Genomic DNA, 22,492 nt, shown 5'->3' with positions numbered 1-22,492 from the left:
ATGAAAAAAATAGCAATTGATTTAATGGGAGGAGATTATGCGCCAGCAGAAATTTTAGCTGGCGCTCTTTCCTTTGCAAAAGAAAATGAAGATGTGGAACTTTATCTTGTAGGAATTGGAGAAAATTTTAAAGACGTGCAACTACCAAAAAATTGTGTAAAGGTAGTAACCGACGATTTTTTGCCAATGGATGTAAAACCCACAGAAGCGATTAGGCGAAGAAAAAGCACAATGTATGTTAGCTGTCAACTTGCTAGAGAAAAGAAAGTTGATGCGGTTGTTAGTGCAGGGAATACTGGTGCACTTTTGGCATGTGCAACTTTTGTTGTAGGAAGAATTAAAGGAATTGAAAGACCTACTCTTGCAGTACCGATTCCGACTAAGAATGATTTTTGTGTTTTAGCTGATGCAGGAGCAAATATAGATGTAAAACCTTCTAACCTTCTCCAGTTTGCCATTATGGGTGTTGAATATGCTAAGTTGCTTGGCAAAGATAATCCTACTATTGGACTTTTGAATGTTGGAACAGAAGAAAATAAAGGAACACAAAAAGAAAAAGAAGCATTCCAGGTTTTGAAAGAAAGATTTGGTAATCAATTTATCGGAAATGTTGAAGGTAACGATTTAAATACGGGGAAAGTAGACGTTGTTGTTGCAGATGGGTTCCATGGAAATATAGCTATGAAGACCATGGAAGGTGCAGCAAAAATGATTACAGAGCTTATAAAGTCTGAAGTAAAAAAGAATATAATATCTGCCTTGGGTGCTCTTTTAATGAAGCCTGTATTTAATTCATTGAAAAATAAACTTGATCCAAAAAAATATGGAGGAACATTCTTTATTGGTGTAGAGGGAGTAGTAGTAAAGGCTCATGGTAATTCAAATAGGACGGCGATATTTAACGCGTTAAAGGTTGCAAAAAAGGGAGTAGAAGAAGAACTTCCTTTAAAAATTAAGGAGGCACTTTTAAAATGTGCGGAATAGTGGGAATAATTGGAACGGAATTTAGTATAAAAGAGCTTGTTGATGATTTGCAAAAGTTGGAATATAGAGGTTATGACTCTGCAGGAATAGCTTTTTATAAAGATGGAAGTATTGTTATTCAAAAAGCTACGGGAAAAATTTCAAATTTAAGAGAACAAATTACAAATTCTAACACTTCAGTTGGTATTGCTCATACAAGATGGGCGACTCATGGTGCTCCAACTGACGAAAATGCTCATCCTCATACGGATTGTACTGGTAAAATTGCAATTGTTCATAATGGAATAATAGAAAATTATGCAGAGATAAAAGAAGAGTTAAAGAGAAAGGGACATAAATTCAAATCAGAGACTGATACGGAAGTTATTTCACATTTGATCGAAGAAAATTTTGAAGGGGATCTCTATAAAGCAGTCTTAAAATCTGTGAAAATGCTTAAAGGTGCATATGCTATAGTTGTTATGCATTCTGACATGAAGGATACTTTAGTTGCGGCAAGAAAAGGCAGTCCACTAGTTTTGGGCAGGGCAGAAAATAAGGTTATTTTAGCCTCAGATGTTACACCAATTATAAAATATACAAAAGACGTAGTTTTTTTAGAAGATGGAGATATTGCACTATTGAAAAATGGAGAATATAAAATTACAGATGTGAATGGAAATATTGTTTTAAGAAAAGTTTATCATGTTGATTGGGATGAGGCTTCTGCAGAAAAAGGCGGATACAAGCATTTCATGTTAAAAGAGATAAATGAAGAACCTGAAGCAATAGAAAGTGCGTTTGTGGGGAGAATTACTAATGAAGGGCCAATACTTACGGAATTAAAAGAGTTTAATTTAGAAAAGGTTGAAAAAATAAAACTTGTTGCTTGTGGAACAAGTTATCATGCTGGGCTTGTTTTTAAGTATTTTTTAGAGAAACATTCAAATATTGATGTAGAAGTCGATGTAGCATCAGAATTTAGATACAGAAACATACATATAGATGATAAAACGTTGGTAATTGCAATTTCTCAATCTGGTGAAACTGCAGATACTCTTGAATCTGTTAGACTTGTAAAATCAAAAGGAGCAAGAGTTGTTGCAATTTCTAATGTAGTAGGTTCAACTATTACTAGAGAAAGTGATGTTACAATTTTGATGAATGCTGGCCCAGAAATTGGAGTTGCAGCTACTAAAACTTATGTAAATCAACTTGTTGTTTTATACATTCTTGGAATGTATATTTTAAAAGAAAAAAATATGTGGAATGAAGAACTTGAAAAAGATTTCGAATTTTTGAAAAAAGCACCAGAAATTTTTAGAAAATTATTGAGTGATATAAACTTAGAAGAATATGCAGCATATTACAAAAATTACCATCATTTTATGTACATAGGCCGTGGAATTAATTATCCATCTGCGTTAGAGGGCGCTTTGAAATTGAAAGAAATTAGTTATATTAATGCTACCGCATATCCAGCTGGAGAGTTAAAACATGGACCAATTGCTTTGCTAGATCCGACATTTCCTGTTTTTGCTATTGCACCAAAGGATAGATTATTTGAAAAAACAAAAAGTAATATTGAAGAGTCAAAGGCAAGAAAGTCAAGAATAATTTCTGTAACTAATGAATCAAATAAGGATTTGGAAGGTATTTCCGATGACATAATTTATGTTCCTGATAGCCCAGAAGACATGTATCCTCTTACGATTTCTCCTGTTATACAACTTTTTGCATATTTAATTGCTGATATGAGAGGTTATGATCCTGACAAACCAAGAAATCTTGCAAAGAGTGTTACTGTCGAATAAGATATTAATATACAAGAATTTGGAATTTTCAAATAAAATCAAAAGCAAACAGGGCTCTAGTGTTAATTAGAGCCCTGTTTTTATGATTTAAAAAATTATTTGTTTAAAAATTACCTTTTCATACTTGATGCAGTTCTCAACATTTCATCAGCAGTTTGGATTGTTCTTGAATTTAATTCGTAAGCTCTCATAGCACTAATCATGTCAACCATTTCTTTAACTATATCTACATTTGACTTTTCTACATAACCTTGTAATATAGAGCCAAAACCATCTTGTCCTGCGGTGCCTTCAACAGGAGTACCACTTGCTGGTGTTTCCAAGAAAAGGTTATCCCCAATTGCCTTTAAACCAGAAGGATTGATAAATCTTACCAATGTAATTGTTCCAAGATTTTGTAGAGTTCCGTCTTGAAGCTCTGCGGTAACTATACCATCTGGAGATATACTTAGCGATACAGCATTTTGTGGTACGACAATGTTTGGTGATAGTAAATTACCATTGCTGGTTATTATCCTACCATTGCCATCAATTTTAAATTGCCCATCTCTTGTATATGCTATTCTACCATCTTGAAGTTGGATTTGGAAAAAGCCATCACCGGAAATGGCTAGATCAAGAGAATTTCCCGTTCTTTCTAAATTTCCTTGAGTAAAAATTCTTGTGGTTGCTGATAATTTTGTTCCGTGTCCTACATATAAACCTGTTGGATGCAAAGAATTTTGTGCGGTTGCTGCTCCAGCATTTTTTGAATAATCATAAAGAAGATCTTGAAATTCTGATTTAACTTTTTTATACCCAGCGGTATCTACGTTTGCAATATTATTTGAAAGCGTGTCGAGTTTAAATTGTTGTGCCCACATTCCTGTTGCTGCTGTATAAAGTCCATTAATCATTTACTACACCTCCTACTTTAAATTACCCGCGGAATTAATAGATTTGTTAAGTAATTCATCGTGTACAGTTACAGCTTTTGATAAAACTTCGTAATGCCTATTTGCTTCTATCATTTTTACCATTTCCTTTACAATGTTCACATTTGATTTTTCTACATATCCTTGTAAAATCCTAAAATTTTCTTTTTCAATTTCTTGGCCTTTGTAGAAGGTGTAACCAATCTTTCTTGGATTATCAAGATCTACAACTTTGATATTATTAATAAGATCTGATTTATTGGATATTTTAATTCTTTGATCATTTTTATCTAATACATAATACCCTTCACTTGTAACTAAAAAACCGTCGCTACTAATTTTAAAATTTCCTGCTCTTGTGTATAGCTTTTCTCCGTTTTTTTCTACTACAAAGAAACCAGAACCATCAATTGCAAAATCTAACATATTTTCAGTATGTTCGATATTTCCCTGAGTGAAATCAGTTTTTACTTCATCTAAAATAACTGCTTGCTCGAACTTTCCAATATCCTTAATTTCGACCTTTTTTTCTTGAGGCATTGGTTTAAAAGAGTGTAATCTTTTTTCAAGATATGTCTTAAATGCCAAGTTATCAGCTTTATAGCCAATAGTTTCTGCATTAGATATATTATTTGAAAGCGTATCAAGTTTTGTAATATCAGCCAACATTCCCATAGAAGCAAGGTAAACACCTTTGTACATTTTTAATCACCTCAAATTTTTATTCGTAGGTTTCAGCTACTTCATTTAATAATTCTTCATCATCCAATAAAATTCCTGTACCTCTTGCTACACAAGTTAATGGATCTTCAGCTACCTTGCAGGGAACGCCTATTTCATCGTAAATTGCCTTATCTATTCCTCTTAGTAGTGCTCCACCGCCGGTGATTACTATTCCCTTTTCCATAATATCTGCAGAAAGTTCTGGTGGAGTCTTTTCAAGAACCACCTTGATCCTGGAAATAAGACTTTCAATAATCGGTTTTAGCATACTGTATACTTGTGATGAGTTTAATTTATCCGTTCGGGGAAGGCCAGTTACCGCATCACGCCCTTTTACTTCCATTTCAAAATCTTCTATATCTGGGTGTGCTTTCCCGATTCTTTTTTTAATTTCTTCTGCTGTTGAATCACCAATTATTAAACCAAGAAGTTTTCTTACACTTTTTACTATTGCATCATCCATGGCATCACCGGCAAGCTTTACAGAATCTCCTACCACAACTCCACCAAGGCTAATAACTGCGATATCTGTAGTTCCACCACCTATATCTATAATTATATTTCCTTCAGGTTTTGTAACATCAATGCCTGCACCTACTGCAGCTGCAAGCGGTTCAGAAACAACAAAAACTTTTTTGGCTCCTGCGCTTGATGCAGCGTCAAAAACAGCTCTTTTTTCCACGGTGGTTGTCTTTGCAGGTATTCCTATAACCATATTTGGCTTAAATAAAAATCCTTTAGTTACTTTTTTTATAAATATTTTTAAAACTTCAGAGATTATTGTATAATCTGCAATCACTCCATCTTTCATAGGTCTTACAGCAGTAATTGTATCTTCTGGAGTTTTCCCTAGCATTTCTTTTGCTTCTTCACCTATCGCAATTATTTTTCCATTTTTTTTAGAAATTGCTACAACAGATGGTTGATAAAGAACAATTCCTTTTCCTTTCTGATAAACCAGAAAATTTGCTGTTCCAAGGTCTATTCCTAGATCATTTTTTCCCATGATTTACTCCCCTTTCTTCAAATTTTTCAAATATTAAAAGTCCTATAATCACTAATATTATACCCGAAATAAGTAATATTGATGGAATCTTTTTGAATATTAAGCTTTCAAACACTGCTGTTACAACTGGAATTATATATACAGCATTTGTAGTGGTTCTATCTCCAAGTGTTTCAATTGCTTTATTCCAAAGAAGATATCCAATTGCAGAACATAAAATTCCTAGGTAAAGTAGCGAAAAAATAATATTAAGATTTAAATTGAAACTGGTTTTAAAGAAGATAGTTTCAATAATAGTAAATGGAATTAATGTTATTACACCCCAAAAAGTAATTTCAAATACAGCTGTGATTGAGGAATGATCATCAAGCTTAATAATATGATGTGTATATAACACCCAGGAAATTGCTCCAAAAAAAGCAAGTAAATCACCAATAGGGTTTAATTTTAAAATAATTCTTCCATTTAAAATTACAAGTCCCACGCCAAAAAGTGCAATTAGAGATCCAACGTATTGTAGAGAATGAGTTTTTCTTTTATGAGCAATTTGTGTAAACAAAACGTACCAAATTGGAGCTGTTGAAACTATTAAAGCAGCATTTGTTGGAGTAGTAAATTTAAGCGCAAAATTTTCTGAGACAAAATAGATTGTAATTCCCCAAAATCCTGCAAGGACTTTGTGAATATTAAACAAGTTAATTTTTCTATTTTTTGGAATGACAAGTAGTGTCAAAAGAGCTATAGAAAATCTAATAAAAGCAGCAAGTAAAGGTGAAATATTTTGAACCACAATACTTGTTGCAATAAATGAAAGTCCCCAAACTATTATTACTAAAATAAGTGATATATATTGCATCAGCTACCTCCTAAGATTTTTTCAAGAATTTTTAAAATTTTATCTATACTATCTGCTATGTATACCTCTGAATGTTTCCTATTATCAAGATATTTCCCATCAATTAAAACATTTTGTATCCTATCAGTCCAACCACCTGTACCTTTGAATAAAATTAGAGGTTTTTTGTATGCGTAAGCTCCAAATATTTCAATTGCTGTGCCACATTCTCCGGCAATTGAAATGACGGCATCAACATTTCTTAATATGATAAACGATCTTGTGGGAAAATCAAGACCTGTTAAAATTTCTATAGTGTTAAATTCATTTCCTTTTTCATCATATGGCAAAATGCCGATAGAAGTTCCTAAATTATTTTTAACTCCTTTTGAAACAGCCTCCATCACTCCATCTCTTCCACCTGTAATTACTATATAATTTTTTGACAGTTCTTTGCCAAGTTTTACACATAATTTTTCAAGATTTTCATCTATTTTTCCTGAAGAACCTATTACTGCTACTTTTTTCATTTTTTAATTCACTCCTTATTTGCTTTTGAACAATATATATTATATCATTTTAATCTTTTTTAATTGTTTTAAAAGGTTAGCTCTGAGTATAGACAAACCCCATCCTCGGTTATACCAGGATGGGGTTTTGTTACAACTAAGAATGAAGATTCTTGTTTCAAACATATTTGTTCTTTTATTTTCTTTCACCTTTTAAGACAGCAGCACATCTTGGACATGTATTTGGATATTCTTCATTTTTTCCTGTTTCCTCGCTATATTTCCAACATCTTTGACATTTTTCACCACTTGCCTTTTCTACACTTACATTTGCAAATTCACCTTTAACTTTTCCTTCTCCTATTTCAACTTGAGAGACAATGAAAATTTCTTCAAGGTAATCTTTATACTTTAGAAGAATATTGTTAATCTCTTCATTTACACCCTTTAAAGTTACTTTTGCATCCAAAGAATGACCTATTACATCATTTTTCCTTGCGTTTTCTAAAGCTTTTAGTACGTCATCTCTTACCATGAATAGTATTTTAAATTCATCCATTAGCTTTTCATCTACAAACTCTTTCCTAACTTGTGGCCAATACTCAAGATGTACTGTTTCAAATTCTTTAAGTGGACTTAATTGATAAGCTTCTTCTGTAGTAAATACAAGTACTGGAGCAAGCATTTTTATTAATGCTTCTAAGATGTAGAACATAACAGTTTGTGCTGAACGTCTATATATTGAATCTTTTGCTTCGACGTACAACCTATCTTTTAATATATCAAGGTAAGTTGCACTTAATTCCACGGTACAATATCTGTTTATAAGACTGTATACTTTTGAGAATTCGTATTTTTCGTAATGTTCTGTAACTTGAGATATTACTTCTTGTAGTCTTCCAAGAGCCCATTTATCAAGTGGTAAAAGTTTATCAAATTCAACTAAATCGTTCTTTGTAAAGTCGCTTAAATTACCGAGTAAGAATCTAAGCGTATTTCTAATCTTTTTGTATACTTCAACTTGTTGTTGAATGATATTTTTACCAACGCGGATGTTGTCAAAAAAGTCTATACTGGAAACCCAGAGTCTTAAAATATCAGCACCGTATTTATCAACAATTTCTTTTGGATCAATTACATTTCCTAGAGATTTACTCATTTTTCTACCATGTTCGTCTTTTATAAATCCATGTGTTACAACAGATTTGTATGGTGCTTGTCCTGTATGTGCAACGGACATAAAGATAGAACTCTGGAACCAACCTCTGTGTTGATCATCGCCTTCTAAGTATAAGTCAACTGGAAATTTTTCACCCTTTGATCTTATGACAGCTTCAAATGAACAACCTGAGTCAATCCAAACATCCAAAGTATCGTATGTTTTTTCAAATTCATTATGTCCGCATTTTGGACACTTAACATCTTCTGGAATAATCTCTTTTTCAGAAAGCTTAAACCATGCATCTGTTCCTTCTTTTTCAACGATTGTTATAAAGTTATCAATTACTTTTTCATCAATAAATACTTCACCACAATGTTTACATTTTATTGCAGGTATTGGAGTTCCCCATACTCTTTGTCTTGAAATTGTCCAGTCAGGTCTTTCTTTAACCATTGCTGTAATTCTATTTTCACCCCATTTTGGGTGCCATTCAACTTTTTTGATCTCTTCTAGAACTTTTTCACGCAAGTTATTTTTATCAACAGAAATAAACCATTGAGGAGTTGCTCTAAATATAATTGGATTTTTACATCTCCAGCAGTGTGGGTAGCTATGTTCGATTTTTTGTGTCTTTATAAGTGCACCTAATTTTTCTAAGTCTTCTATAATTACTTTATTTGCATCCCAAATTTTTAGTCCAGCATATTTTCCTGCTTCTTCAGTAAATACTCCTTCTTCATTTACTGGTGAAAGAACTGGTAGGTTATACTTTAAACCGGTTAAATAGTCTTCTGCACCGTGCCCTGGGGCGGTATGAACACAACCTGTACCATCTTCGAGTGTTACATAATCAGCAAGCACAATTAATGATTCCCTATCTATGAATGGATGTTTTGCCTTTTTATACTCTAAATCTTTACCTTTGAATTTTTCAACAACTTCATAATTAATTTCAGTTTCTGCTGCAAATTTATTTAATAATCCTTCAGCTACTATCCAGTATTCACCGTCAACTTTAATTTTTACATAATCATATTCTGGATGTACTGCAATAGCAACGTTTGCAGGTAGTGTCCAAGGTGTTGTTGTCCATATTACAACATATGTATTTTCTTCACCAATTAATTTAAATTTTACATAGATTGAAGGTGAAGAATGATCATGATATTCAACTTCAGCTTCTGCAAGAGCAGTTTTACAAGTTGGACACCAGTAAACAGGTTTGTTTCCTCTGTATACATTACCATTTTTAACAAGTGTTTTGAAAATATTTAATATGTGAGTTTCATATTTTGGATCTAGTGTTAAATATGGATTATCCCAATCACCTCTTACTCCTAATCTTTTGAATTGTTCACGTTGAATATTTACAAAGTTGAGTGCAAAATCTTTACATTTTTGCCTTATTTCGACAGGAGACATTTCTTTTATCTTTTCTCCCATTTCTACAGAAACTCTATGTTCTATTGGAAGACCGTGAGTGTCCCAACCTGGAACATATGGGGCATAATATCCCCTCATAGTTTTGTAGCGAATAACTATATCTTTTAATATTTTGTTTGTGGCAGTTCCAATATGAATGTTTCCATTTGCGTATGGAGGACCATCGTGAAGAACAAATTTTGGTTTTCCCTCCCTTGATTTTAAGACCAGGTTATAGTCATCCATTTCTTTCCATTTTTTAAGCATTTCTGGTTCTTTTTTTACAAGATTTGCCCTCATGGAAAATTCTGTTGAAGGCAGGTTTAACGTTTCTTTGTAATCCATATAAACACCTCCACTTGATCTATTTGCTTTTAGGTATTAAATTAACAAAAAAGGTGGCCCTCCCGCCACCTTTTTTTCTTGGGGAGGGCAATGCCTTACATATTAATTATTTTCGCAATTGTGTCTTTTAATTCAGTTAAATCCGAAGATTTTACGACATATGCATCAGCAGCCCATGAAGCAAGATCACTCTTATAATGAGAATAAGCAGTTAAAATTATTATCTTTGCATCTTTTTTTATTTCTCTGATTTTTCCCGCAACTTCCAAACCATTCATACCGGGCATTTCAATATCTACAGTAACAAGGTCATATTCTTTTTCTCTGAATTTTTTCAGTGCCTCCTCACCGTTTCTTGCTTCATCAACATCGTAACCACTTTCCTCTAATTCTTCAGTTATTAAAAGTCTCATGTTATCCTCGTCTTCAACGACAAGAATTTTTTTCTTTGACATATTATCACCCCTTAGAGTACAAAGTACACCATTCTAAATTATATCATATTATTCATTTTTGTACAAAACATATGCAGAAGTTCCTTCAAGTTTTATCTTACCAGAAACTTTTTCTATTATTTCAATGCCTGCTTTTTGCCCGTTTACTACAACGTTCCATATTCCTTCTGGAAGTTCATACTCAACTGGTCCAACGTTTCCATTGTATATAACTAAAATATCCTTCCAGGAATCTCCACCTGCATTATCAACAAGCATAAATGAAACTATCCTTCTAGTTCTACTTGTTAAAAGCTTGAGGTGCTTTTTGATTTCTTCTGCTGTTCTTAGTCTGAATGCTGGATGTTCTTTTCTTAGCTTAATTAATCCTTTATAGTATTCAAATACATCTAAATATTCATATTTTCTTTGATAGTCAAGACCATTAATTGAAATTGGAGCATTGTAAGAATTTTCGTTAAAGTTTTTAGTTCTTGCAAAATCTTGACCTGCATGAATGAAAGGAATTCCTTGAGAAGTAAGTAAGATTGCGCCAGCAAGTTTTTGAGCATTTCTCAACATTTTATCGGTCCATTTGTATTTTTTATCATATTTTGCAGCTAAATAGTTTTTATCCCAAAGGGTGTGGTTATCATGACATGCAACATAGTTGATTGTTTCTTCAGGATCACTGGCAAAACTTTTGATTCTTGAATCATAATAGATGCTTCCTACAACTCCTCTTTTAACGCGTGTTTCTTTTCCTATTGCTCCCATTAAGAATCCTTTAACCTTTTCATTGAAGACAGAGCCTCTCAAAGCATCTCTAAACTCATCGTTAAACGCGGCAATATGTGTTCCAGCTACATCTGATTTTCCAAATCTTATAGGTGCACCCCATCCACCCCAAGGTTCACCGTACAGTATTATCGTTGGATCTATTGAGTGAACAGCCTTTTCTATTTCAAGCATTGTTTTTTTATCAATAAGTCCCATTTGGTCAAATCTAAAACCATCAACGTGGTATTCGTTTATCCAGTAAAGTAAAGTATCAATTATGTATTTTCTCATCATTGGTCTTTCTGATGCAATTACATTTCCACAACCACTTTCATTGAGATATGCTCCTGTTTTGTCAATTCTATAGAAATAGTAAGGTACTGTTTGGTCAAATGGTGAAAGTTCTCCAATGCCAAAAGTGTGTGGAAATACCATGTCAAGAATAACTCTAATGCCTTTTTCATGGAATTTTTGAACCATTTTCTTTACTTCATTTATCCTAACATATGGATCTCTTGGATTTGTTGAATACCTTCCTTCTGGAACTGTAAATAAGTAAGGATCATATCCCCAGTTGTAACTTTTTTCAAAATCTTTATCTTCTTCATCCCCAGTGTAGAAATCAAATATTGGAAGTATGTGAACATGTGTTATTCCAAGCTCGACAAGGTGAGAAAGCCCTGTAGAAACTCCACCAGGTCCCTTTGTATTTTCTTCAGTTAATCCTATGTATGTTGCTTTGTTTTTTACTCCAGAGTTATCAAGTCCTGTCATATCGGCAATGTGTATTTCGTATATTATAGCGTCTTCTAGTGCTTCCATTGCTGGTCTAATATCATTGTTCCAACCTTCTGGGTCAGTCTTTTTTAGATCTACTACTGCACTTTTTGTTCCGTTTTTGTAGACTGCTTTTGAATAGTAGTCAACAGTTTCTCTAACTTTTCCATAACTTTCAAATCTGTATTTGTAAAATACTCCGTCAAGATCTCCTTCAACTTCTGCTTGCCAGACACCATTTCCAACGTATTTCATATTAACAACCTTGTAAGGCTTTTCATCTTCACCATTTTTGAAGAGTAAAACTTGGGCCTTTTTAGATACAGGAGACCATACTTTAAAGATAGTTTTTTCTTTGCTATATAAGTATCCAAGTTTTCCATCATAGTAAATGTTATCTAAAACATCTAACATATAAACAGTAGACGGAGAGAAGCCCTCGATAAATAATTTTACATCTTTATTTAAATCTTCTTCTGTTAGTGCATCTTTTAAAATTATTCTAATATAGTTTGTTTTTGAAAGATCTGTAGGATCTGCTTTTTCTATCTTTTCAACTTGTAATTCTTTTCCATCAACAGTTACTTTGATGTTTTTAAATGTCTTAGTGTCGATTTTGTTTGTAAGGTATGCTTCTATTACGTTGTAATCTTTTGCTGCAGCGAAAAACACTCTTGGGCTTGTGTCTGGCTTTGTTGTGTATATTTCCTCGACTCCCTGCAAGATCCACACCTCCGCTTTTCCATCTTTTATTTTGATAAATCTATCTTTTGCAACATCTTTTGCTTGCCATTCGTTTAATCTTACTATTATTCCAACTTCTTCTAAATCAATATCAAGTTCTATTTTTGCAACTACACCAAAATCATCAGTTTCAGTAAATTGGTAGGCCTTTCCTTCCATTGAAACAGGTTTTGAAGGCCATATCCAGAGATTCCATCCTGCATAATTATCATCAAATCTGTGATAATGGACGGTTATAACTGTTTTTGAAAATGCAACCAAAGAAATTAATACAAAAATTAAAAATAATACCTTTTTGTCCATACTATCCCTCCCAAATTTACTCATTTATGATAATTAAAGCAAAATCGCCCGCATTAAGTTTTAATCTTAAAATATTACTTTCCTCTAAGGAATATTCCTCAAAACCATTCCATAACTTTACACTTTTTATTTTGATTTGTTTTCCAACAGTTTTATCAAGGTGTATTTCAAACTCTCTTTCCCATGAAAGATCAAGGTTTCCAATAATTAGTATACCCTTATCATCTTTCCAATATGAATAGTTTGCCAAAAATCCGTCTTGATAGTTAAAATAAACATATTTAAATTCACCTGAAAGTATAAAATCTTCGTATTTTTTTCTATAAAGCAGAAGATTTTTCAAAAAAGAAAATACCTTTTCATCATAACTGTTCCAGTGAAGCACGTAATGATCAAAAAATGCAAGTTTTCCATAAAATTCATCATCGGGTGGAAGAACAGTTTTTCCCCAGATTGTATTGTCTAGTCCTAAATTCATTGGTTGGATTTCTCCTATTTCTTGCCCTGAGTTAATGTAGGGAAGTCCGTTAGGTATGAAATACATTAAAAATGGTGAAAGAAATTTTAATTTATCTCCAAATTCCCTTGCTTTTATTCTAGGAGTATCGGGTGTTTCAACTGAAGCAACAAATGGGATTTTTAAATTTACCGATGTTTCTTCTACCAATTTGTACATTTCTTCTCTTCTTGCAACGGAATACCAACTGTTACCTAGTATAACGTTGTAGCCTTCTTCCATTGCCTTTTTGTCATTTTTCATTTCAAGTTCTTCAGCTATAAACATAAATTCTGGATCATTATTTTTGGCTTTTGATATAATCATTTCTTGAAGTTTTTTAGGAAGTGCATGGCCCATATCAATTCTTGCACCGTCAATTCCAAATTTCTTTTGATAGTGAGGAATTATATCAGAAATATATTCCCATAGCGCTATGTTTTCATCTTCACCTGGGAATTTACTAGATTTGATTACGTCAAACAAAATGTAAGGTTTTTGATCAGGTGATATATATGGTTTTGCAAGTTTTGGGTTGTCTAGGTACAACCTTAGGAATGTAACATCATCCCATGTTGGCTGAGTATCATTTATCCAGTCTGAAAATCCTGGGGGTGTAACTATACCAAATTCTTTTATTATATTTACTAGAATATTTCCTTCCATTTTTTTTACCTTTTCCCATTTTTCTGGATCGATCTTATCTGGAGAATCGACAAATTTTTTTAGATGTTTTCGAACCTCTGCGTTTCTATAAATTACAGGTATATCTTCTGCATCTGGGATTTTAAACGGTAGGCTATCAATGATTGGAGGTTTATATTCAGAAAGATCATCTACCTTTATCCAGTAGAACCAATCTGGATGTTCCCTTATTAAATCAGAATCTCTTGAAGCGGTTCTTGGAATAAAGTCAAGGACAACTCTAATACCAAGGATATGAGCTGCTTCTACTAACGCTTGAAATTCTTCTTCTACGTTGAATCCTTCAAGTAGAGGATCATGATAATTTTCATCAAGTTTTAAAGGATTTTTAACTGCGTAAGGTGAACCAATACTGCCTTTTTTGAATAAATTGCTAGATTGGCTTATGGGAAGCATGTAAAGTGTATTTACATTAAAGTGTTTAAGATAAATGAGTAAAGCAATCATTTTTAAAAATGTGCCTGATTCTTTAAAACCTAATATATCTGTTTCTTCAAAATTTGCAAACCCCTTGTGATTGTATGCAACTGTCATTCTTGGCAAACTACCATATATTATTGCCTTTTTATGCCAATCTTTTTCACCAGTTATATTAGAAATTGATTTTGAATATTCTACTTTTTCTTTTCTTTGCGAGTTTATATATGAAACAACTTTATAGAAAAACTCGTATGGATCAGCAAAAATTGTATTTCCTTTTTCTTCAAATATATTTCCAAATATTTCTTTACTTGAGTGTATCCAAAGCTTTGGTATTGTATAATTTTTGTGCCCACTTATTTTGCTTTTTAAATATTTTTCTAAGTCCTTTAACATCATGTCACCTCCATAGAAACGGTTCCAATTTGACCTAAAATATTATATCACATTCGAAAAGAATATCTATACTATTTTAGTATTCCAAATTTGATTATATTTATAACTTTTTCTATTTCTTCCATTATTTTTTCAAAGTTACTTTCAAATTCGTAGTAGTATTTTTTTGATAAATATTCCAAAATTTCGAAAGTTATTTTAAAGGAAAAATTTCTATCCATGTTTTCCTTTAATTCAAGTTTTTCAAATTTTTCAAAAAAATAAGAAATATATTTTGAATAAATTTCTTGATTTAACTTGAAAATTTTTTCTTTTAGACTCTCAGGTATAGATTCAAGTGTTTTAAAAAATTGAAGGTACTCAGGTTTTTCTTTTGCTATTTCAATTTTTCTATAGCTCCATTTTATTAGAAATTCAAAAAAATCAAGATGAGTATTTTTAGAATAAAATTTCAAAAATTCTTTTTCATATTCACCTTGGATTTTTTTTAAACATTCTATGTATAGATTTTCTTTATTTTTAAAGTGGTAGAAAATTGCTCCTTTTGAAACTTTTGAAGCTTTTGAAATTGTATTTGTGGAGGCAGCAAGAAAACCTTTCTCTGCAAATTCTTTTAGGGCATATTTAATAATTTTTTCCTTTTTTGTCATTTAGATATTGACATCCTTTCTAGTAAAGATTTTGAGTCCAAAAAGGGAAATTACAAAACCTATAAGTATAAGTATTATTGAATTATTTATATACACTACCCTATTATTTATAGTATCACCAATTGAAATGTATTTGAAGATTGATAAATACCTTAAAAAAGAAAAATTTTCGTTTGCACTTCCTAGAATATCGATTATGTACATTAAAATAAAAGTTGAGAGTGATAATGATATAGAAAACATTGTTTTTTGAAATATTATAGATAGAAAAATTGTTAAACAGCCAAAGAAAATTTCTATGACATATAGATATAGGGAATATCCAAATAAGATGTAAGGGCTGTATTCATAACTTACATATACCTTAAAAAGTACTAACACACTTGCGCAGAATATTAAAAAAAAGAGTGTGTAGAAAATAAGAATAGCAATTAGTTTTTCAAGGTATATTTTTTTTCTACTAACTGGTTTAACAAGCAAATATTCTATTGTTTTATTTTCAAATTCATTGGCAAAAAAATTTGATGCAAGTATTGTGGAAAAAACCCCTGCAAATATTTGAGCCATCATCATTATTTTCATTCCAAAAAATCCTTCTGGAGTTATTGAATTTTCAGAAATGTTAAAAATTTTAACCATAAATTTTGGAAGTGATTTAATAAAATTTATCATTTCCTCTGAATCTTTCATTACGGTATCTATAAAAGGGGCGATCATGTAAGAAAATAAAAATAATACGAATGCCCAAATTATAAATAACTTTATATTAGATCTCAATTCTTTTTTTAAAATTAACATTTTCTGCACCTCCCCTTAGATTGAAATATCATTATTTTTGAATATGTAATGTGATAAAATAAATAAAATTGTTGAAATAAAGATAATTGAAGCTACTGCACTGTAATTTATAGTTAGTTCTTTAAGTATATTTATTGTTGAAAAATAATAGAAAATGCTTATTTTTCTAAGAAATTCAAAGTTTTCTACACCTTCGGTAACAGAATTTAGAAAAAACATTAAAAAGACAAACGATATAGATATAGTATTTAGAAGCTTTCTTTTTCTAAATATCATAGATAAAAATGTAGAAAATGATGCAAAGAAAATGGAAGAAATAAATATGTAAATAAAAAAATAATTCATAACCTGTTTGCTAAAATTTTTAATATAAAGTGGGAAGAATATATGCTCTGAAAGCAAGAAATTAAATGAAAGTATTGTTATAAGTAAAATTGTAGCTGCTATTTTCGATAAAAAAGTTTTAGTTCTACTAACTGGTTTAACAAGCAAATATTCTATTGTTTTGTTATCAAATTCACCTGCAAAAATTTTACTTGCGATTATTGAGGAAAATATTCCAAAGAAGATATACATAAATGTCATACCTTCGGTTCCAAAGATACCTTCCGGTTTGGATAAAACGTCAATTTCAATATTAAATGTTTTTAATAATTTTTCTGGCATATTTTGGATTATTTTTAAAGCAGGTGTATTTTCGTCTAAAAAGAATGTTGTTGCAGCTGAAAACATCCAAATAAAAAGCGATATAACTATCATCCATATTAAGATGACTATTATATTTTGATTTATTTCTTTTTTTAGTATATTCATATTTTCACCACCTATTTATAAAGTTTTAAAAAGACATCTTCGAGTGCAGGATTTTTGATCTCAATATCTTTGAACTCACAATTTAAAAGATCATTTAAAAATGTTTTTAATTCTATTGATCTTATTTCGAATGTGTAACTTTTTGAGTCTTTTTTGAAGCTGTATTTTTTTATCAAATCGCATTCCTTTAAGCCGTATACATTAACTAGCTTTATGGAAAAATCTTTTAAACTTTCTATATTTCCAAATTTTACAATATTTCCCTCTTTTATCATTGCAAATTTATCACATAATTTTTCAACTTCTGATAATATATGAGATGAGAACAATATTGCTGCACCATTTTTTTTATGTTCTTCTAAAAGATCGTAAAATTTTTGCTGGACTAGTGGATCAAGACCACTTGTAGGTTCGTCTAATATTAAATATTTTGGTTTGTGTACTAGTGCTTGAAGAATTGCTATTTTCTTTTTGTTTCCAAGAGAAAGTTCTTTAAATTTTTTATTTAAATCTATTCCTAATGTTTTGATAATATATTTTTCATAATCTTGATCTATGTTTTGATAAAATGCCCTGTTAAATTTTAGAAAGTCTTTTATTTTCATATCGCCATAGAAATTTACTTCACCTGGAATATATCCAATATTTTTTTTGACTTTGTCAATTTCAAATGGCATCTTTTTATTATCAATATATGCTTCACCATTATTGGGAGTTAGAAAACCCGTTAAAATTCTAATGGTTGTTGTTTTTCCAGCACCATTAGGACCTATTAATCCAACTATTTCACCTTCTTTTACTTCAAAACTTACATCTTCAATACCGACATTTTTTCCATAATATTTTTTCAAATTTTTAACCTTAATCATTTAAAAATCACCCCCTAACTATTTGACCACATGGTCAGTTAAGATTATATCATGTATTTATGGTTAAAGTCAAGGTATGGTAAAATAATCAAAAGATTAATAAAAGATTGAAGGGAGGTTTGTTATGTTTAAGAATTTATTGTACTTTTTACTTGGAGGAATTGTAATTCTTTTAGTTATTTTTTCAATTAATTCGTATTTAAAAGAGGATGGACTACAAGAATTTTTGCCAAAACTTAAAGTTGATGGGGCACTTTTAGATGAAAGTTTTTTAACATTTGATGATGAAAACCTGCATGAATTTGAAGTTGTTTTAGATCAAAAAAATAAGTATGTAGCATTTACGGTTACTGCAAATCAAGAAGTGAAAGTTTATCAAGATAGAAAATTAATATTTTCTTTAACTGGACCAGATCTAAATTCATGGCATAGGTATTATTATCTTCCATTAAATGGGACAACAAAATTTTTATTTTATTCAAAAAATGTCGGTGGTGTTGAATCAAGCTGGTATATAGGTAATTTAAAAGCTATTCAGAGTGTGGTTGAAAAACATAATTTTGCTAACGAAATGCTTCATTATTTTACATCTGGTTTTGCAGTCGCTATATTTATATTAATGCTCCTTATGTATTTTGGAATAAGAGATAAAAGTTTATTGTTTGGAGCAATAACAGTTTTAAGTCCTGTTTTATTGTCTTTGGATGAGATGAATTTATTAATGCCTCCCTTATTATTTTGGAAGAAGATCGTAATTTTAGGAGCTGCCTTATCAATGTATTTTGCTTTAGAATTTGCATATAGTTTGTTTAAAATAAAGAAAAATCTATTATTCAAAATCTATGTAATAATGTATTGGATTTTGTATATAAGAGTTTTATTTGCTGCAAATCTTTCAACTGTTAGAGAATATTATTCCCAATTCTATCTATTTGCAATTTTGGCTTTATTCTATATCTCATATATTTTTGTAAAGAATTCTAAGAATTTTTCTGAAAGAATTGTAACACTAGGATTGGGAAGCGTAGTATTTGGAATATTATTGTCTATTTTCTCAATCTTAGGAATAGTTGAGATAAACTATATGTTTTTTAATCTTGCTCAAACAGGCTTTGGAATCACCATTGGTATGTATGCTTTTGTAAAAATAATTGAAATTAACAATGAAACAAAAATTGCAAATGAAAAGATTAACAATTTGCTAGAAAAGGAAAGAGAGAACATGAAAATTCTTGAAAAATGGTCTCAGAAAGCAAGAGAACTTTCTCATGTTGTTTTTGATACAACTAAAAAAGTTCAGGAAATAGATTTGAGTTTATATGAGAATGCAAAAATTGTTGATAGTGATATAAATAATCTTTTATTTGTGCTTGAAAAATTTAACGGATTTTTAAATGAAGTAGAGGAAAAGACAAATGAAATTTCAGAAAAGATCAATAAAGTAAGTAAAATAGGTGAAAAGATTGAGGAATCTTCCAGAGAAAATTTAGCAAATCTTTCAAGTGTACTGAAGATGACTAAAGATCTTATAAAAGTAAATGAATCTCTTAATGCATCATTTGTTGAATTTTCAAAGGGAATTGATATGATCGAAGATGTTACAACAAAGATTCAAGATATTGCAGAACAAACTAATTTGTTGTCTTTAAATGCTGCAATTGAAGCAGCAAGGGCAGGAGAAGCTGGAAAAGGATTTGCTGTGGTTGCAGAAGAGATTAGAAAATTGTCCCAAGATACAGGAAGGTTGGTAGAATCTATAAATGAAACAGTGGGTAGTACAAGAAGAACTTTTTCAAAAGTTAATTCAGTAATTGTGGAATTGTCAAATAATCTTTCAACTGTAATTGATAAAAATCAGAGTGTTTTAAATTCGATTGATGAAAATACAAATGATATGTCCGATATGTTTGAAGAATTTAAGATAATTGTAGAAATGACGGAAATGCAAAATCAGCTTTCTCAAAATGTTCAAGAAGAAGTTCAAAAAATAGAAACTATAGCAAGAGATGTTGAGGAAAAATTCAAGGAATTAAGAAGAAAGCAGGAAGAAATTTCACAAATGATTAAGCAAATATCTCAAAAATCAGATGAATTAAATAATTTATAGGGGGATGTTTCCCCCTATTTTTTTAAAGATTAGATTTTAAGATATATTCTCTTAAAGCATCTACCGCTGCACCAAATTCTATATTGTTTTTAAGCCCTCTGTACGTTATAGATACTGGAAAAGTAGAAATGGAATTAATTTTTCTTTCTAGCTCATTTGAAAACCATTTTGTTACACCTTCACCAGAAAGAATTATTTTTTCAGGGTTGAAAAGCTTAAAAATATTAGTAAGAAAAATAGCAAGGTATTTGAAAGATTCGTTGTAGATTTCTTGGGCTTTTTTTTCATATCTCTTGTGCAAATTTCTAAGTACGTCTAAGTCATTGTTGTATAACTCCTCATTTAGTATGAAATCTTCAATTTTTAAGTTTGAAAATTTATATCTTTTAAGATTTGCATAATCTGAAGCTATGGTTTCAAGGCAGCCAGTTGCTCCACAGTAGCACTTTTCATTTGTTCCTGCATAGAAATGCCCAAGTTCGATTATTTTTCTTTCACTTTTTTCGTATATTCCATGTGATTCATAAAAGCATGCTCCTATACCAGTTCCATAATTTATTACCAGAATTTTCTTTCCTCCATGTTTTAAAAATTCTTCAGTTGCAATTGCTTCAACATCGTTAAGTAGGCTTACAGTGGCATTAGGAAGTAATTTTTTAATTATATAGTGTGGATTAAAGTTTTCGAGTTTTAAGATCTTAGAGTTTGCTTTGTCTTTATCTATATTTCCTGAAAGAGCAATTCCGATAGCTTTTATTTTATCTAAAGATGATACTTTTTTGATAATTTTCTCTATAATTTTTGATATATTTTCATTTCCAATATCATTTTTAGTTAACTTTATTGATATTTTCTCTTCTTCCTCAAAGTATCCATTAAAAACAGTCAAATTTACACTTTCTCTACCGATTCTAATTCCAATGCTTTTCCAAAAATCCTTATCCATTTTGATTATATGTTTAGGTCTTCCTACAGTTTCACTTTCGCTTTTTAATACAGTAATATACCCTTTCTTTTTTAGATTATCTAATATATACGAAAGGGTGGAAGGAGTAACTTTTAAAGATTTTTGCAGTTGATTTCTGTAGGCTTCGTTTTTAAAGAGTAGGTTTAAAAGTATTTTTTTTGAATTATTTAATTTCAACTGATAACCTCCTTTATAACTTTTAAATACCTTTTTAGATGTGAAGTAGTTAAAAATTTCTCTTTAACTACTTTTCTAGCGTTTTTGCCTAATTGTCTCCTTAGACTTTCATTTGTTATTATTTCATATATTGCATCAGCAAGTTCTTTTATATCATTTCTTAAAAAACCATTAAATCCATCTATTACTTGTACTTTTACGCCGCCTACTGGTCTTGCTACCACAGGATTTTGTTTCCAGAGCATTTCAGATATTACAAGCCCAAACCCTTCTTTTGTTGCTGTGTGCAATCCAACTGTTGATATAGTCTGGAAAGCATTAACTTCTATATGTCCAACACCCTTTAGATCAGTTAAAAAGTGAATGTCTGGATCAGTGCCAGCATATCTTAATATATCTTCGAATAATATCCATCCTTCGGGATCGTCTTTAGCCATGGCTGAAACAATAAGTAATTGTATGTCAACTTTTTCTTTTAAAATCCTATATACATCAATAGCACTTTTTAAATCTTTCCATGGATCAAACCTTGCAACCACTGTAATAATAGGTCTATTTAGGTCAATATTGTACTTTAAAGCAATTTCTTCAATTACTTTTTTTGAAAGTTGCTTGTTTTTATCACTTAAAGGATCTATACTTGGTGGAAATTCAACAGCTATTTGTTTAAACGGTTCTTGAACATATTCATTTAAGTGAAATAAAGCTTTTGAGTATTTATCTGCTGCTTTGAAAGTAATTTTATTCCAAACATTAAAATTTGGATTTGAAGTATCAATATGACATCTCCATATGTACTTTCCATCTTTAAATAAAGGCATAAAGAACGGTTGAGGATCATGAATTATAACAATGTCGGCATCCAAATTTAACTTTTCAGCATTATCTTTATTAACCTTTTCAAAGAGTTTAAATTCATTATCTGAGATATCAATGTCGGCTCCTTGAAAAGCATTATGAAATTTTTTTGTAACATTAAAAAATTCATTTGGTGCTTCTAAAACTTCCCAAGATGCATTTAAACCTAGATCATTCATTAATGGAACTAAAGTATAGAGTAATTCTGCAACTCCGCCTCCATATGAAGTGGCATTTACGTGGACAACTTTAAGACCTTTTAATTCTTTTGAAAGTTCTATCAACTCTTCAACCTCTTCTTTTGCCACTGTATTGTAATCATTGATTTTCCTTATGGGAAGTTTTACTCTCATACTTTCCCTCCTCTTTTAATTCGAATTTCGAAAAAATTATATCACACTACAAAAAAATACAAAAATGATTAATCATAGAAAATAAGTAGAATATTTCAGTTGTTTAGGTTATATCGAGAATAAAAATATATTTTGCTTTCTTTTGAAAAAAA

18 protein-coding genes are annotated in these 22,492 nt (G+C 30.8%); 3 read left to right on the top strand and 15 right to left on the bottom strand.

Annotated elements, in window-relative coordinates; translation table 11 throughout:
• Positions 1–984, top strand: coding sequence for a phosphate acyltransferase PlsX (gene plsX, locus HNP65_RS05310; protein ID WP_184619270.1), 984 nt, complete (start codon positions 1–3; stop codon positions 982–984).
• The gene (gene glmS / locus HNP65_RS05305; protein WP_184619269.1) at positions 972–2,777 is read left to right on the top strand and encodes a glutamine--fructose-6-phosphate transaminase (isomerizing); all 1,806 of its coding nucleotides are present in this window, start codon (positions 972–974) and stop codon (positions 2,775–2,777) included. Before plsX ends, glmS begins: the two co-directional genes overlap by 13 nt.
• Positions 2,778–2,887: 110 nt before the next feature.
• On the opposite strand, the gene flgG is transcribed toward glmS, so the two are convergent.
• From flgG to HNP65_RS05240, 13 genes are all read right to left on the bottom strand, one after another.
• Entirely contained in the window at positions 2,888–3,673 is a 786-nt protein-coding gene (gene flgG, locus HNP65_RS05300) for a flagellar basal-body rod protein FlgG (RefSeq protein WP_012579812.1), read from the bottom strand.
• Between the two features lie 12 nt (positions 3,674–3,685).
• Positions 3,686–4,393 carry a flagellar hook-basal body protein gene (locus HNP65_RS05295; RefSeq protein ID WP_184619268.1) on the bottom strand — a complete coding sequence of 236 codons (708 nt, stop codon included), beginning with the start codon at positions 4,391–4,393 and terminating at the stop codon, positions 3,686–3,688.
• A gap of 19 nt (positions 4,394–4,412) precedes the next feature.
• Positions 4,413–5,420, bottom strand: a complete 1,008-nt coding sequence (gene mreB / locus HNP65_RS05290) for a rod shape-determining protein (RefSeq protein ID WP_184619267.1) — start codon at positions 5,418–5,420, stop codon at positions 4,413–4,415.
• The gene (locus HNP65_RS05285) at positions 5,407–6,276 is read right to left on the bottom strand and encodes a DMT family transporter (RefSeq protein WP_184619266.1); all 870 of its coding nucleotides are present in this window, start codon (positions 6,274–6,276) and stop codon (positions 5,407–5,409) included. Before HNP65_RS05285 ends, mreB begins: the two co-directional genes overlap by 14 nt.
• Positions 6,276–6,785 carry a TIGR00725 family protein gene (locus HNP65_RS05280; RefSeq protein WP_184619265.1) on the bottom strand — a complete coding sequence of 170 codons (510 nt, stop codon included), beginning with the start codon at positions 6,783–6,785 and terminating at the stop codon, positions 6,276–6,278. Before HNP65_RS05280 ends, HNP65_RS05285 begins: the two co-directional genes overlap by 1 nt.
• A gap of 175 nt (positions 6,786–6,960) precedes the next feature.
• Positions 6,961–9,693 (bottom strand): isoleucine--tRNA ligase, encoded by a 2,733-nt coding sequence (ileS, locus tag HNP65_RS05275; protein WP_184619264.1) that lies wholly within the window; start codon positions 9,691–9,693, stop codon positions 6,961–6,963.
• A gap of 95 nt (positions 9,694–9,788) precedes the next feature.
• The gene (locus HNP65_RS05270) at positions 9,789–10,148 is read right to left on the bottom strand and encodes a response regulator (RefSeq protein WP_114702990.1); all 360 of its coding nucleotides are present in this window, start codon (positions 10,146–10,148) and stop codon (positions 9,789–9,791) included.
• Between the two features lie 48 nt (positions 10,149–10,196).
• Positions 10,197–12,731 carry a type I pullulanase gene (gene pulA, locus HNP65_RS05265; protein ID WP_184619263.1) on the bottom strand — a complete coding sequence of 845 codons (2,535 nt, stop codon included), beginning with the start codon at positions 12,729–12,731 and terminating at the stop codon, positions 10,197–10,199.
• Positions 12,732–12,747: 16 nt separating this feature from the next.
• Entirely contained in the window at positions 12,748–14,748 is a 2,001-nt protein-coding gene (locus HNP65_RS05260) for an alpha-amylase family protein (protein ID WP_184619262.1), read from the bottom strand.
• A 71-nt stretch (positions 14,749–14,819) separates the two neighbouring features.
• A complete protein-coding gene (locus HNP65_RS05255) occupies positions 14,820–15,398 on the bottom strand; it encodes a TetR/AcrR family transcriptional regulator (RefSeq protein ID WP_184619261.1) in 579 nt (192 codons plus the stop codon).
• A complete protein-coding gene (locus HNP65_RS05250; protein ID WP_184619260.1) occupies positions 15,399–16,196 on the bottom strand; it encodes an ABC transporter permease subunit in 798 nt (265 codons plus the stop codon).
• A gap of 15 nt (positions 16,197–16,211) precedes the next feature.
• A complete protein-coding gene (locus HNP65_RS05245; RefSeq protein WP_184619259.1) occupies positions 16,212–17,009 on the bottom strand; it encodes an ABC transporter permease subunit in 798 nt (265 codons plus the stop codon).
• Between the two features lie 11 nt (positions 17,010–17,020).
• Positions 17,021–17,878, bottom strand: coding sequence for an ABC transporter ATP-binding protein (locus HNP65_RS05240; protein ID WP_184619258.1), 858 nt, complete (start codon positions 17,876–17,878; stop codon positions 17,021–17,023).
• A 124-nt stretch (positions 17,879–18,002) separates the two neighbouring features.
• On the opposite strand from HNP65_RS05240, the gene HNP65_RS05235 reads away from it, so the two are divergent.
• Positions 18,003–19,985: a methyl-accepting chemotaxis protein gene (locus tag HNP65_RS05235; RefSeq protein WP_184619257.1), complete on the top strand. Its 1,983-nt coding sequence runs from the start codon at positions 18,003–18,005 to the stop codon at positions 19,983–19,985.
• A gap of 22 nt (positions 19,986–20,007) precedes the next feature.
• Here HNP65_RS05235 and HNP65_RS05230 read toward each other — a convergent pair whose 3' ends face one another.
• Together HNP65_RS05230 and HNP65_RS05225 are read right to left on the bottom strand one after the other, a co-directional pair.
• Complete coding sequence (locus tag HNP65_RS05230) at positions 20,008–21,129, bottom strand: ROK family transcriptional regulator (protein ID WP_184619256.1); 1,122 nt, start codon at positions 21,127–21,129, stop codon at positions 20,008–20,010.
• A complete protein-coding gene (locus HNP65_RS05225) occupies positions 21,126–22,340 on the bottom strand; it encodes a glycosyltransferase (protein WP_184619255.1) in 1,215 nt (404 codons plus the stop codon). The genes HNP65_RS05230 and HNP65_RS05225 overlap by 4 nt, the downstream gene beginning before the upstream one ends.
• Positions 22,341–22,492 lie beyond the last annotated feature (152 nt).

It is taken from the genome of Thermosipho japonicus (assembly GCF_014201655.1).
Classification (GTDB): Bacteria; Thermotogota; Thermotogae; order Thermotogales; family Fervidobacteriaceae; genus Thermosipho; species Thermosipho japonicus.
Note: the sequence above shows the minus strand (reverse complement) of the source record. Positions and strands in the feature narration are given on the sequence as shown.

Coding starts and splice junctions, on each gene's coding strand:
- plsX (WP_184619270.1), top strand. CDS start 1: ATGAAAAAAATAGCAATTGATTTAATGGGAGGAGATTATGCGCCAGCA.
- glmS (WP_184619269.1), top strand. CDS start 972: ATGTGCGGAATAGTGGGAATAATTGGAACGGAATTTAGTATAAAAGAG.
- flgG (WP_012579812.1), bottom strand. CDS start 3,673: ATGATTAATGGACTTTATACAGCAGCAACAGGAATGTGGGCACAACAA.
- HNP65_RS05295 (WP_184619268.1), bottom strand. CDS start 4,393: ATGTACAAAGGTGTTTACCTTGCTTCTATGGGAATGTTGGCTGATATT.
- mreB (WP_184619267.1), bottom strand. CDS start 5,420: ATGGGAAAAAATGATCTAGGAATAGACCTTGGAACAGCAAATTTTCTG.
- HNP65_RS05285 (WP_184619266.1), bottom strand. CDS start 6,276: ATGCAATATATATCACTTATTTTAGTAATAATAGTTTGGGGACTTTCA.
- HNP65_RS05280 (WP_184619265.1), bottom strand. CDS start 6,785: ATGAAAAAAGTAGCAGTAATAGGTTCTTCAGGAAAAATAGATGAAAAT.
- ileS (WP_184619264.1), bottom strand. CDS start 9,693: ATGGATTACAAAGAAACGTTAAACCTGCCTTCAACAGAATTTTCCATG.
- HNP65_RS05270 (WP_114702990.1), bottom strand. CDS start 10,148: ATGTCAAAGAAAAAAATTCTTGTCGTTGAAGACGAGGATAACATGAGA.
- pulA (WP_184619263.1), bottom strand. CDS start 12,731: ATGGACAAAAAGGTATTATTTTTAATTTTTGTATTAATTTCTTTGGTT.
- HNP65_RS05260 (WP_184619262.1), bottom strand. CDS start 14,748: ATGTTAAAGGACTTAGAAAAATATTTAAAAAGCAAAATAAGTGGGCAC.
- HNP65_RS05255 (WP_184619261.1), bottom strand. CDS start 15,398: ATGACAAAAAAGGAAAAAATTATTAAATATGCCCTAAAAGAATTTGCA.
- HNP65_RS05250 (WP_184619260.1), bottom strand. CDS start 16,196: ATGTTAATTTTAAAAAAAGAATTGAGATCTAATATAAAGTTATTTATA.
- HNP65_RS05245 (WP_184619259.1), bottom strand. CDS start 17,009: ATGAATATACTAAAAAAAGAAATAAATCAAAATATAATAGTCATCTTA.
- HNP65_RS05240 (WP_184619258.1), bottom strand. CDS start 17,878: ATGATTAAGGTTAAAAATTTGAAAAAATATTATGGAAAAAATGTCGGT.
- HNP65_RS05235 (WP_184619257.1), top strand. CDS start 18,003: ATGTTTAAGAATTTATTGTACTTTTTACTTGGAGGAATTGTAATTCTT.
- HNP65_RS05225 (WP_184619255.1), bottom strand. CDS start 22,340: ATGAGAGTAAAACTTCCCATAAGGAAAATCAATGATTACAATACAGTG.